The sequence below is a fragment of the [Mycoplasma] cavipharyngis genome, assembly GCF_042984175.1.
Taxonomy (GTDB): Bacteria; Bacillota_I; Bacilli_A; order Mycoplasmatales; family Mycoplasmoidaceae; genus Mycoplasma_N; species Mycoplasma_N cavipharyngis.
In genome coordinates, this window is the sequence record NZ_CP155569.1 from 962,838 (window position 1) to 976,162 (window position 13,325).

The window sequence follows — 13,325 nt, forward strand, 5'->3', positions numbered from 1 at the left end:
CTTATTTTTTGAAAAAAACTAATGCTAAATTTAATTTTAACATAGAATCTGATAGAGTAAAATTCCAGTTGCAACTGCAACATTTAAAGATTCAACTGCTTGATTCATTGGAATTTTAATTTTAAAATCAGTATTTTTACTTAATAAGTGACTAATACCATTACCTTCATTACCAACAATTAAAACACTTTTTGGTGCATAATCAATTTTTTTAAAATTTTGTGCATGATGATCTAATAATGTTGCATATGATCAATAAGCTGCTTTTTTTAGTTTTTCTAAAGCCATATTTAAGTTATTAACTTCAATAATATCAATTAATAAGCCTGATCCTGCTGAAACTTTTAAAACAGTTGTTGTTAGTTTCACTTGATTGTGACTACTAATAATAATTGCATCAACATTAGTAGCAACTGCAGTACGAATAATCGCACCAAAATTATGCGGATCTTGAATTTGATCAAGCATTAAAACAACACTTTTAGTTTTATTTTTCGTTCGTTCAATTAATTGGTCTAAATTAATTGTTTTTTTTGCCTTAATATAAAGACAACAATTTTGGTGATTATCATGACTAAATTTTTGCTTAAATCATGATTTAGGTTTAATTAAAACTGGTAAATGAAATTGATCACATAATTGCAATAAATGATGTTGTGAACTTGATAAACAAACTTGTCTAATTCGACTTAGAAGAAATGAATTATTAATCGCATCATGAATTGCTTTTCTTCCTACTAAAATTAAACAATCTTGACCAAAATTAACATTATTAGTTAATGATTTATGCTGTTTTGCTTTATCCATATGATTTTTTATCAAACTCCTAAATTAATTAATTGCTCACGCATTTGATCAGCTAATTGATAGTTTTTTGTTGCTAGAAAATTACGTCATTGCCTAATTTTAACTATTGTCATTTGATCATGTAAATTAGGAATAATAAAACCAAAGGATTCAAGATGAAACACTAGTTGTGCTAAATGTAATGCAATTAAATCATTTTGATTTGTTTTTAAAACTTGATTTAAATTATTTTTTAATTCTTCTAAAAAAGTTAAATAATTAGCTAAGTTAAAATTATCACTTAAAATATCAACTAATTTTTGATCAATAGTAATTGTTGGTGTTTGATAGGTTTGATCAACTAATTTTGTTCGTGCAACATGAATTGGGTGAAATAATTTAATGATCATTTTTTTAATTAATGCTAATTTATCCCAATTAAAATCAAGTGGGTTTTGATAGTGGGTTTGACAGAAAAAATAGCGAATCACATTACTATCATACTGTTCTAAAATATCTTTAACTAAAATAAAGTTGTTTAATGATTTAGCCATTTTCTGATTATTAACAGTAACAATGCCAATGTGCATTCAAACTTTAGCAATTGCTAAATCATAAAGTGCATAATTTTGCGCATTTTCATTTTCATGATGGGGAAACTTTAAATCTAAGCCACCACCATGAATGGTTGCTTGAGGCCCAATAAAATGATTAATAAAAAAAGCACATTCAGTGTGTCAACCAGGACGACCAACTGATCATGGTGCATTTCAATTAATCCCCAAATTAGTTTTTTTTCATAATACAAAATCAACTGCATCTTTTTTATTAGCTTGATTATTTAATTCACGACTTTGATTAATTAATTGATCTAAATTTTGTTTTGATAATTCACCATATTGACTAATTCCACTAACTTTAAATCAAACATCACCAGCAACAACATAAGCTTTATTTTTTTGAATGATTTTGTCAATATAACTAATAATGCCACTAATATTAGTTGAAACTTTAGGTAAAAAGTTTGGTCTAATAATTTGCATTTGATCTAAAATTGCTAAATAGGCATTTGTGTATTTCTCTACTAAATCAGTTTCACTAATTTCTTCTTTTAGTGCTTGATTAATAATCTTATCATCAACATCAGTAATATTATGCACGTATAAAAACGGACGATTAATTAATTTTAGAAACCGAGTAAAAAGATCAAAAGTTATTGGGGTTCTTAAGTTACCAAGATGAATGTGATTATAAACAGTTGGTCCACATGCATATATGGAAATTATTGGATCATTTAAGATTTTTTTTTGATTAGTAGTACTATCAAAAATTTTAATTGTTGTCATTATTAATTAACTTTCTAATTTCAGTTTGATCAATTGTTTTAATGTTTCATTTTTCTGCTTTAATTAGTTTAGAACCTGGATTAGTGCCAACAATTAAATAATTGGTTTTTTTAGTAACTTGATTTTGAATTTGACAATTAAATTGTTGGTTTAAAATTGCTCCTAATTGATCCCGACTAATTCAAAATGTTCCAGTAATTACAACATTTTGATTTTGTAAATAAGAATTATTATTATTGTTATTATTATGAACAACCACTTTGGGTTTTTGTTGAAAATTAATTCCTACTGCTGCTAACTTAGATAATAATAATTGATTGCTTGGTTTATTAAACCAATTAATAATTGTTTGAGCTGTTTTAGGACCAATGTCATTAATTGCTGCTAAATCAGTAAAATTGGCTTGAGCTAAATTAGTTAAATTATGATATTTATCAACTAATAATTTTGCTACTTGCAAGCCTACATGTTCAATTCCTAATCCAAATAAAACTTGGTGAAAATCATTATTTTTAGATTGATTAATAGCATCAATTAATTTATCAAATAGTTTATCTTTAATATTAATCTTAGCATTTAAAATCAAATCTTTATGTTGGTCTAAATGATATAAATCACTAATATCATGAACAATTTTTAACTTTTGAAATTTAGCAATTGTTTTTTCAGATAAACCAACAATGTTCATAGCATTTCTAGAACATCAATGAATAATTTGCCCACTAATTTTAGCCATACAATTTTCATTAGGACAAAACTGATCGACTTGATTAGCTAAAACAATTAATGAATCATCACAACTTGGGCAATTTAGCACTGGTGTTCAAGCAACACTATGATCATCACGACAATTAAGATCAACTTCAATTACTTGAGGAATAATTTCACCTGATTTATAAACACTAACAAGATCATTAATTCTTAAATCTTTTTGAATAATATATTGTGCATTATGTAAGGTGACTGATCGAATAATTGTTCCATCAATATCAACTGGTGCTAATGTGCCAACATAAGTAATTTTCCCAGTTCTTCCTGTAGTTGGTTCAATTTTTAATAACCTTGTTTTCTTAATTGTTGAAGGAAATTTATAAGCAATTGCTCATTTAGGAAATTTAGCTGTATAACCAATTAAATCATGAACTAATAAATTATTGACTTTAATCACTAAACCATCACAAGGAATTAATAATTGATTTTTAACTAATAAAAATTGATCAATGAATTTCACTAAGTCATTAAAATCATTTTCATGAGTGACATAATTTTGATCAGGAATGCTAAATTGTCATTTAACTAATTGTTGATGAACTTCTTTTTGAGTTGTAATCTTTAAATCAATGGCATTAACAATTTGATAAAATACTGCTTCTAAAGGTCTAGTTGCAACTAGTTGGGGATTAAGTAAACGTAATGTTCCTGCAACAATATTACGTGAATTACCAACAGTAATAACTTTATTAGAAGTTTGATCTTGTTGATCTAAAACAGTTTGCTTGTATTTTTCATAATTAGGTTTTGATAAAAAAATTTCACCACGAACTTCAAAATTACCAGGCCCATTAGCAACATAATGGGGAATATTTTTAATTGTTTTAATGTTGTTTAAAATGCTTTCACCAACAAACCCATCACCACGTGAAACTGCATCAAATAAATAATTATCACGATAAATTAAACTAATACTTGAACCATCGATTTTGGGTTCAATCATAAATCCTTTTAAATCATGAGTCACTTTAAAACAATTTTGATAAAAAGTATTTAATTCTGATAAATCAAAAGCATTATCTAATGATAGCATTGGCACTTGATGGTTTTTTTTCAAAAAAACATTTTTAATCACTGTGCCAACTTGTTGACTTGGTGAATCATTAGCAATTAGTTCAGGATATTGTTTTTCTCAAGCAATTAATTGACGTAATTGCGCATCATAAAATTCATCATCAACTAATGGTTGACCTTGATAGTATGCATCATTTCACAAATTAATTTTGTTTCTTAATTTTTTAATTTTTTCAATAATTTTCTGATCCATACTAATTTAGTTCAAATATTACTTTTTTATCTAAGGGCACTAAAAGCAAAATACAATCCTGTAATAATTGCAATAATTGCACTAAGAGAAATAACCACTCGTAATATTTTCTGATTTCTTTCTAATGCTGATCATCAAATTACTAAATCTTCTCATTGATCTTTAAGTCAAAAATTAAATTTTTGACGCATGCTTTTTTTTACTTTAGTAGTTTCAGATGTTGAGTTAGGATCAGTTTTAGATAATGAATTATTAGTTTGATCATTAATTAAGATTTGGTTATTTGATTGATTAAGGGCACTAATCGTACTTTTAATACTTTTAGTTGCCAAATTAGTGTTCTTATTGGGTTTGCTAACAACAACATTTGCTTTAATTTTTTTCTTCTTATTTTGTTTAGCCATAATTTAAAAAATCATTATTAAGTTCTAGTTGCTAAAAATTATAGCAAATAAAAAATTTGAATTCTAGTGTTATTAATCATTTAACAATTAAATATTTGTTTGAATAAAAAATTTATTTGCTAAATCAATTAAAAGATTTATTTATAATCTGAGAATTTTTTGTTTAAAATCTATAGATACAAAAAATTAAATTTATTGATTATTATAAGAATAAAATTTATCCACCTAATTATGGATCATCGGATTCAACGAATTTTAATTACAACTGAAGAATTAAAAACTGGTATTAAAAAAGCTGCTGATTATATTAATAAGACTTATCAAAATTGTCAACAACCACCAATTTTAGTTGGCATTCTTAAAGGCTGCATTCCTTTTATTGGTCAACTATTACCTAATATTAAAATTGATGTTGAAGTTGACTTTTTAACAGTTTCATCTTATGAAGGTGGCTTAAAGTCAACTGAAAATGTCAGAATTGTCACTGATTTAGTAACTGATATTGCTAATCGTGATGTTATTTTAATTGAAGATATTGTTGATACTGGTAGAACAATTAATATTATCAAACAAATCATTTTATCAAGAAAAGCTAAATCAATGCAAATTGTTGCGATGTTAGATAAGCCTTGTCAACGTGTTTGTGATTTAAAAGTTGATTTTGCTTGTTTTACTATTGAACCACTTTTTGTAGTTGGTTTTGGTTTAGACTACAAACAAATTTTACGTAATTTGCCATATATTGCCATTCTCAAACCAGAAATTTATCAAAAGTAGTTATTTTTATAAATAAACTAATTTTAAATGGGTTGGCACTGTCACTAAAGTCGCATCAGACTGACAGTGGGTTTTAATTATGTTTTTAATGGCATTAACAAAGATTTTTTCTGTTGTATGATGACAATCAATTACTGCTAAATTTAAATGTCTTGCTTTTTGCCAATCATGCCATTTCATATCACCAGTAATATATAAATCAAGGCGGTGCATTTTTTTGACTTGATGATAATGATCTAATTCAGATGCACCTGAACCTAAAATAATTTGAATGTTTTTAATTAACTGGTTTTTAAAATAGTGATCATAAACAATTTGATAACATTGATGTTTTTCATTAATTAAATTAGCAATATTAGCAACTGTCATTGCTTTTTTTAATTTCACAAAATAACCATGTTCTTGAGCATAAGTTAATTTGCTATCAGCAAATGTTTGAGCCATAAGAAAATTCATTCCATTTTGATGAAAATCAAAATTAGTGTGTAACATTAAAATTGGAACTCGTTTTTTAATTAAAGTTTGTAACATTTTCTGATCAGTTGGTGTTTGACTTAAAACAATTGGATGGTGCATAATTAATAAATCATTACTAGTTAGTTCTTGATTTTCAAATCATGATTTTTCTAAATCTAACATAATAAAAATGCGATGACAAGGTTGGTGTCGATTTTTAAGATGGCAAATAAATTTTGATTGATCTCAATCTGCTTGTAATTTTAAGGGAAAAATTTTAATCAGTTTTTTATAAATTTCTCAGTGAGTTAAATATTTAATCATAAAGTTGTTCTGTAATTAAGGCTAATAATTTTTTTTGTTGGCAACTCAGTTTAGTAACTGGAATTTTTAATAATTTAGTTTTTTGTTGCTTTCAGTAAAGACAAAAGTGATCTCAATTTGATGGATGGTGATAAAATTGCTTCAAACCGAACCAAAATTCAGTTTGATTTTGATATTGTAATTGACTTAAATGATTGTTTTTAACTAAATAAATTAGTTCATAAATTTTATTATAATCACTAACCATAACTTCATTAAAAACATACCAATGATGATTGGTTGCTCATTGTCTTAGTTCATAAGCTAATGTGTGTGATAATAAAATAATTTGATCAACATAATTTGGTACATTAGATAAAATTTTTAAAATTGTTTTTGATCCAATCCCTGCACAAACAAGTGTGGCTGATTGATGATAATCATGTGGTAATTTTTCAAACCCATCACTATGTCAAAAAGACACTTGATCTAATAAATTAACTTTAGCATAATTATGATAACAATTTTCTAGAGCATAAGCACTAATTTCCACATTTCAAACTAATTTCACTTTTTTTTGATTTAGTGCATTAATACCTAAATAACCATGATCACAACCAATATCAATTAGTAATTGGTTATTAAGCATTAGTTTAGCAATTTGATCAATTCGTTTCATTACTTATTTTTAATTCTAAATTTATTACTACTAATAAAATCTGCTTTTAATTAATTTTAACTTATTAAATTAATAGTAGGATTTCAATATAATAATGCGACTATATCAAAATCGGGGCATGTTTACTGAAAGTTTAGTAAAAAACAGTATTCATTGATACTACACTAACAATATTGCTTTCTTTCAAAAAAACCACGTTCCCATTAAATTAAGTAATGTTGATAAAAACAACAAAAAAATTCATGGCTACATTGCTAAATCTGGTTTAGATTATTATGGTCTTTATCAAGGTAAATACATTGAATTTGAAGTTAAAGAAACTGAAAACAATGTTTTTGAATTAAGTCAATTAAAACGACACCAGTTAGAACAAATGCAGCGCATTAAACAATTTCAAGGAATTAGTTTTTTAATTCTTAATTTCATTACTGTTGAAAAAATCTTTTTTATTACAGCAGATCAAATTGATCATTTTAAAAAAAACAAAATTAGTAAAATAACTTTAGAATGGTGTGATCAAAATGCTAAAGAATTGCCGATTCATTTTCCTGGAATTATTAAATGACTTGATCTAATTGAATAAAAAATTATTTTTTGGTTTTTAATTTGGCTATAAAAACTCTCACTTTTTTTCTTGTTGCTTCAGGAAAAACTTTTTGGTGTCATAATTCTTGATTGCGTTTTTTTAATTCGTGCAATTGATCTTTTTGCATTTGTCTTAATGCTCGTTTTTGATCTTCAATTGCTCTTTTATCATCAAGATGTTTAATTGGTTTAATTCAAGCCATCTCTTTTTCAAGATCTAATTCTTTATTAATAATAATTTTGCGATGACTAGTTTTTTTATCAATAAAGTTTTTTAAAATTTCCACTTCAATCGCTCTTGGTTCTAAAAGTTCTTGAGTTCGTGAGTTTTTAACTCTAAAAATTAAAACATAACGTTCACGATCAGATTGGATTTTAGCGGTTTCATTAAGATCCTTTTTTTTCCAAAAAGTGAAATTGATTTTTGGTAAGACAAATTTTTTAGAATTATTTTTCTTAGTTAAATCAATTCGATGGCTTTTTTGGTGTAATAAGGCATTATTAGAAACAGTATTAATACTTTCAGTAGCAAAAGTTTCACGTTGAACTTGACTTATAGCATAAGTTTCTTCAGCTAATTTTTCAAAATATGTTTCTAAAGGAAATTTGTCTAATATTTTAGGTGCGACATATTTTGTTTTATTTTTTTTAGCAATTTGTTTAGCATCAAAAATTAATGCTTGTTTTAATCTTTTATGAAGTTCTTTTGGTTTTGGTCTTTGGATCGAATAAGTTGAGACAATTTCAAAACCTTTTAAGTTTTGTGATCTTAAATATTCTTTAATTGTTCTTCAAACTTCATCGCGTTTTTGCCCACCACTACGTTTATCAAGCTCATTAGACTTAGCGTTTGATTTCTTTTTTTTAACAAAAAAGAATAAAACTGCAGCAATGACAAAAACAATTACTATAAATGCTGAATTCATAAAAAATTATTAGTAAGAAATTGATTCTTTCTAAAAGATTCCTAAAACGTTTTTAAAATATATAATTAATAATAAAATTTTTAATCATAAATTAATCACTAATCAATTATTTTAAGTTAATAAATTATGATTTTTTAAAAATTTTTTCATTATAATTTAAAAAGTTCATTTTATCTTAAAAAAAATTATAAAATGAAAATTGATCTTTGATTTTTATTATTTAACAAAAATAACAATTTAAGAAAAAACAGCATTTCAATTCTAAAAAAGAAATTAATTTCACGTGGCAAACATTAAATCAAACGCTAAAAGTGCTGAAAAAGCACGTAAGGCGAGAGTTATCAACAAAGCACAAAAATCATACTTAAGAAATCGAATTAAAGAAGCTAAAGCAACTGCTAATAATGATAAAGTTAATTTAGCTTTTAAAACGATTGATAGTAAAGCAAGTAAGGGTTTAATTAAAAAAACTACAGCCAACCGCTTAAAATCCCGTCTTGCTAAACATGTTAATAAGTTAAATTCTCCCCAAGCAACTGAATAGAAAAATTGTTAAAAATAAAGTCAAAATCAATATTATTAATTTAATAGTAATTGAACAGGAGGTGAATCTTTCAATGGCAAAAGTCAAGGTGGTTAACAATGAGGTTGAACACGCTTTAAAAGAGTTTAAACGTATTTCTAGTGAAATTCGTCGTACTAAAAAGAAATATGATTTTTATTTACGTCCTGGTTTAAAAGCACGTGAAAAATCAAAAGCAGCTGCTAAAAAACGTCATTAATTAAAATTAGTAAAATTTTAATTAAAACTAATTTTTATAACGTGCTAAATCGATAATAATAAAAAAACAAAATAAATTTAGATAAATGAAAATTTTAGATTTTACTACTGAAAATAATACAACTCAAGTTAGAGTATTAATTGAGCCCAAAATCTTTAAAGAAGCTAGTGAAAAACAATTAAAGGTGTTATTATCTGAAGTTAAAGTTCCTGGTTTCAGAAAAGGTAAAGCCCCTGTAGAAATGGCTGAAAAATCAGTTAATAAGGAGGAATGGTTAGAAAAAAGTTTAAAAAAAGTTTCATTAATTGCTAGTAATTGATTAGAAAACCAAGATGATGAACGGGTTGAAGAAATTCTTGGTGAACCAATTGGTTATGAAGTGATTAAGTTTGATCCCCAAGAGAAAACTGTTGAAGTCAAAATTAATTATGAATCATTACCAATAGCAACACTTGATGATTATACTAAAATTATTTCTCATAATCCTGATGTTAAAATCGTTAAAGTAACTGAAGAGCGATTAGCAGACGTTGTTGAAAAACGTTTAGCTGAAAATGCGATGCTAATTTCAACAGATCAACCTGCAACTAATAAAGACGTTGTCATTTTTGATTTTCAAGGTTCACTAAACAATAAAATTCTAGCCAATGCTAAAGCTGAAAAATATGAATTAGATTTGGCTAATTCTCATTTTATTTCTGGTTATGCTGAAGAATTAATCGGTTTAAAAAAAGGTGATAAAAAAACTTTTACAATTAAGTTTCCTAACAATTATCATGCTGAAGATTTAAAAGGACAAAACGTTGTTTTTGATGTCGAAATTCATGATGTTAAAGTTAAAGAAATTCCTAAATTAGATGAACAATATGTCTCTCAATTTACTAATCTAAAAGAAAAAACAGTTGAGGGCTATAAAAAATACATTCATGAACAATTAATTGCTGAAAATAAAGATAAAAGAGAAAAAGCATTAAAAAATGAAGTTTTAATTTGGTTGTTAAATAATAAAAATAATAAAATTAGTTATTTACCAGAAAATACCATTAAAAAAGAATTTGCTGGTTTTTATCATGATGCAGTTAAAATGATTGATGAAACTTATAAAAATATGGGTGGGTATAAAAAATACTTACAACTAATTAATGTTACTGATGAACAATTTAGAGAAAATGTTTATTTTGATACAGTTAATGCTTTAGTGTTATATGTAATGACTCATGCTATTGCTAAAAAAGAGAACATTAAAGTTGAAGAATTAGATCTTGAAGTTGCTAAAATCGAAATTCAAAATCGTACTAAAAAAGTCATTAACAGTTTTGATGAAAAAACGACTTTAAAACGAATTGCTTTACAAAAAAAAGTAATTGATTTTTTAACTAATAATGTTGTTTATGAAGAAAAATTCGAAGAGAAAAAAGACGAAGCACAAAAAACTAATGATTAAGAATTAAATTATTTATGTATATTAGTTTAATTTTGCTTCTAAAACGTTGAAAATAATAATCTAAACAAATAAATGCCTTTTAATAAAAATAAGTTGTTATAATTAATAAACATATTTAGATTGTTGAAAAATTTTAAAAAAATAGGTTTTGCTAAAAAATTATGGAATCAAAGAAACCAGTTTACCCTGACGAAAATTCATGATTAGTCAGTCATATTATTCGTTATTTTAAATCAATTAAAACTCATAATGGTTATACTCTCTGAGATGAGTTAAATTTGTTTTTTCAGCCTGATAAGGATGAATGTGATTATATTTATGATGCAACTGAGAATAATATTTTATATCCTATACTATCATATCAAACAAAAAATCGCAAAGTAATTCTTTCTGATTTTGAATGAATTTGTCCTTTAGTCCATGATTTAAAAACTGCTAATTTTTTAAAATCAAACGAACCAGCATTAGATCATAGTTCTTCTAATGGCACCAAATTAAATCACGAATCAGTTCAAACAATCAGTCAAATGACTAATGAACAACAAATGCAACAACAACCAGTTGCTAAACCAGTTGTTCATAAAGAAAAACGGGGTTTTTTTGCTTGATTAGCTTCACTATTTAAAACTCGATCCAAAAAAATCGAAACCACTAGTGAACAAATTAATAATAATGCTACAACAAATAATCATTCTACTATGACAAATCAGTTAGCAGTGGTTGAAAAAAATAATCAGCAAATGATTTCTTATCATCATGATCAAATGTCACAAACAACTGAAGAATCAGAAATTAATTTAGACATTGATCAATATGCTGCTAAATTAGTTGATATTAATGGTGTTGATTTGTTTCAAGCAAAAGAAGTATTATTAGCAACTTCTTATAATCGAAGAGCTAGTTATCGTTTATTTGTTTATAACTTAGAAACTGATTTGGAATTAGGATTGCCAATTTTAAAAGTTAATTTTGATTTAAGTTTCTTATACAATTCTGGTATTTTTAATTCTGAAATTGGTAAAGAATTCAAAAAAATTTTAGAAAATAAAAAACAAGTTGAATTAGAATTTAAAATTCATAGTCCTGAACCAATCATTGATGCTCAATTAGAAGAATCCCAATTGATCAAAATTGCTGCTTAATTTAAAAAATTAATTAAGAAAGGATCAATGATGAAATCATATATTACTGTTGAAACTGCTGCACAATTTAAGAAATTATTAGAAACTGAAAAGTTTTTAATTGTTGATTATTTTGCTACTTGATGTCCTCCTTGCAAAATGTTTTCTAACACTTTAGACACAGTTATAGTTAATGACTCTTTATCAAATTCTATTCAAATTGTTAAAGTTAATGTTGATGATTTAACAGATATTGCAAGTCAACAAGGAGTGCATACTTTACCAACAGTGGCGTTTTATCATCAAGGAAAAGAAGTTCATCGTTTTTTTGGTTTTAAACCAATTGCTGCGTTTTTAGAAGAAACTAAACACGCTTTTGGTGAATCTGCTATTAAATAAAATTTAATAATAACACTTGTTTAGTTGCTAACAGGTGTTATTTATTTTATTGCAACTTATAATAATTATGAAATCAATAATTACCCACCAACTATCTCAAGTAGTTAAAGTTGTGAGTCAAAATGCTATCACAACAACTAATGATGAACCATCATCTAATTTACCACCATTAAATGAAACACAAGCAATATTAGTTTTTTTTGGTTTTGTTGGGTTTATTTTTCTTTTATCATTAATTAAAAAAATTTACTATTGATTTTGGTTACATAAACGATATTACATTATTCCAAGAACCCAAATTAAAGGAATTGCTAATATTGCTATGGTAATATCAATGTCAGTAGCAATTATTTTCTCACTAACAATCTTATCAGCTAATTCATTAGGTGTGATCTTTCGTGTTTATGTTGGTAGTAGGATTAGTATTGAAAGTATTTTAATTCGGATTGGTGGGATTTTATTTGGACCATTTTTAGGGATTATTATTGGAGCACTAACTGATTTATTAACAGTGATTTTAACTTCAGGAATTTTCCATTATGGTTATTTCATTGCTGCAATCGCTTATGGTTTTTTATCAGGCTTAGTTAAAACTTTTATTGTTTATTCAAAAAATAAAAATTTTAACTTCTCTTGTTTGTGTACTGTTTTAATTGCTCTAATTATTGGTCTAACAGTTTTAATGTTTGAAAACTTATCTAGTGATTTTAAAATTGATAGTTTTGTTAGTTTTTCTTTTTTAAGTAAAAACTTAATGTTTTATGCGATTATAACTTTATGTTTATTATCAGTATTTATTATTTGAGTATTATATCCATTATCAAAATACCGTAAATCAGCTCGTAATAACAAACCATATTTCATTAACTTACCAAAATATGGACAAGTTAATATTGCTCTAAAAGGTCATAATCGCAGTGAAGTTAACTGGTACATTTTATTTATTGCTTCATTAACAATTAATTTAATGATTCAAGTTGGTATTGACTTATTTTTATTACCAGTTTTTGATATTTCTATATCAACATTGCCTTTCAACCAATGATTTGCAGCGCGATTTGTTTTCTTATGACCAATGTTATTTGTAAATACAATTTTAATTTATTTAGTTTCACGTCTAGTTTTACCAATTGTTAAATACCAATATACAGATGATATGGTTGAAGATATTTATCAACCTTTATACTACAACTAACAATTAAGTTGTTCATCACATTAAAAAAACATCCCATCATTTTTTGATCAATGGGATGTTTTTTATTTGATATTTATTGATTTT

General features: G+C 25.7%; 15 protein-coding genes. 8 read left to right on the forward strand and 7 right to left on the reverse strand.

Annotated elements, in window-relative coordinates:
• Positions 1-36: 36 nt before the first annotated feature.
• Genes rlmB through MCAV_RS03825 form a run of 4 tightly spaced genes read right to left on the reverse strand, consistent with a single transcriptional unit; the run spans position 37 to position 4,574 of the window.
• Entirely contained in the window at positions 37-807 is a 771-nt protein-coding gene (gene rlmB / locus MCAV_RS03810; RefSeq protein ID WP_391591793.1) for a 23S rRNA (guanosine(2251)-2'-O)-methyltransferase RlmB, read from the reverse strand.
• 8 nt (positions 808-815) lie between these two features.
• A complete protein-coding gene (cysS, locus tag MCAV_RS03815) occupies positions 816-2,132 on the reverse strand; it encodes a cysteine--tRNA ligase (protein WP_391591794.1) in 1,317 nt (438 codons plus the stop codon).
• Positions 2,119-4,170 carry an NAD-dependent DNA ligase LigA gene (gene ligA, locus MCAV_RS03820; protein WP_391591795.1) on the reverse strand — a complete coding sequence of 684 codons (2,052 nt, stop codon included), beginning with the start codon at positions 4,168-4,170 and terminating at the stop codon, positions 2,119-2,121. The genes cysS and ligA overlap by 14 nt, the downstream gene beginning before the upstream one ends.
• A gap of 26 nt (positions 4,171-4,196) precedes the next feature.
• Positions 4,197-4,574, reverse strand: coding sequence for a hypothetical protein (locus MCAV_RS03825; protein WP_391591796.1), 378 nt, complete (start codon positions 4,572-4,574; stop codon positions 4,197-4,199).
• 231 nt (positions 4,575-4,805) lie between these two features.
• Between MCAV_RS03825 and hpt the strand changes: the two genes are divergently transcribed.
• Positions 4,806-5,351, forward strand: a complete 546-nt coding sequence (hpt, locus tag MCAV_RS03830; RefSeq protein ID WP_391591797.1) for a hypoxanthine phosphoribosyltransferase — start codon at positions 4,806-4,808, stop codon at positions 5,349-5,351.
• Between the two features lie 6 nt (positions 5,352-5,357).
• Here the strand turns inward: hpt and MCAV_RS03835 are convergent, their stop codons facing one another.
• Entirely contained in the window at positions 5,358-6,131 is a 774-nt protein-coding gene (locus MCAV_RS03835) for a Nif3-like dinuclear metal center hexameric protein (RefSeq protein ID WP_391591798.1), read from the reverse strand.
• Entirely contained in the window at positions 6,124-6,789 is a 666-nt protein-coding gene (locus MCAV_RS03840) for a tRNA (adenine(22)-N(1))-methyltransferase TrmK (protein ID WP_391591799.1), read from the reverse strand. The genes MCAV_RS03835 and MCAV_RS03840 overlap by 8 nt, the downstream gene beginning before the upstream one ends.
• A 94-nt stretch (positions 6,790-6,883) precedes the next feature.
• Between MCAV_RS03840 and MCAV_RS03845 the strand changes: the two genes are divergently transcribed.
• Positions 6,884-7,372: a Holliday junction resolvase RecU gene (locus MCAV_RS03845; RefSeq protein WP_391591800.1), complete on the forward strand. Its 489-nt coding sequence runs from the start codon at positions 6,884-6,886 to the stop codon at positions 7,370-7,372.
• Positions 7,373-7,376: 4 nt separating this feature from the next.
• On the opposite strand, the gene MCAV_RS03850 is transcribed toward MCAV_RS03845, so the two are convergent.
• Positions 7,377-8,300: a DUF5385 family protein gene (locus MCAV_RS03850; protein ID WP_391591801.1), complete on the reverse strand. Its 924-nt coding sequence runs from the start codon at positions 8,298-8,300 to the stop codon at positions 7,377-7,379.
• Positions 8,301-8,583: 283 nt separating this feature from the next.
• Here MCAV_RS03850 and rpsT point away from each other — a divergent pair, with 283 nt between their 5' ends.
• From rpsT to MCAV_RS03880, 6 genes are all read left to right on the forward strand, one after another.
• Positions 8,584-8,844, forward strand: a complete 261-nt coding sequence (gene rpsT / locus MCAV_RS03855) for a 30S ribosomal protein S20 (protein ID WP_391591802.1) — start codon at positions 8,584-8,586, stop codon at positions 8,842-8,844.
• A 73-nt stretch (positions 8,845-8,917) separates the two neighbouring features.
• On the forward strand, positions 8,918-9,082 hold the full coding sequence (rpsU, locus tag MCAV_RS03860) for a 30S ribosomal protein S21 (protein ID WP_391591803.1): 165 nt from the start codon (positions 8,918-8,920) through the stop codon (positions 9,080-9,082).
• A gap of 85 nt (positions 9,083-9,167) precedes the next feature.
• Positions 9,168-10,526 carry a trigger factor gene (tig, locus tag MCAV_RS03865; protein ID WP_391591804.1) on the forward strand — a complete coding sequence of 453 codons (1,359 nt, stop codon included), beginning with the start codon at positions 9,168-9,170 and terminating at the stop codon, positions 10,524-10,526.
• Between the two features lie 161 nt (positions 10,527-10,687).
• Positions 10,688-11,668 (forward strand): hypothetical protein, encoded by a 981-nt coding sequence (locus MCAV_RS03870; protein WP_391591805.1) that lies wholly within the window; start codon positions 10,688-10,690, stop codon positions 11,666-11,668.
• 30 nt (positions 11,669-11,698) lie between these two features.
• Complete coding sequence (locus tag MCAV_RS03875) at positions 11,699-12,046, forward strand: thioredoxin domain-containing protein (RefSeq protein ID WP_391591806.1); 348 nt, start codon at positions 11,699-11,701, stop codon at positions 12,044-12,046.
• A 67-nt stretch (positions 12,047-12,113) separates the two neighbouring features.
• Positions 12,114-13,241: an ECF transporter S component gene (locus MCAV_RS03880; RefSeq protein WP_391591807.1), complete on the forward strand. Its 1,128-nt coding sequence runs from the start codon at positions 12,114-12,116 to the stop codon at positions 13,239-13,241.
• Positions 13,242-13,325 lie beyond the last annotated feature (84 nt).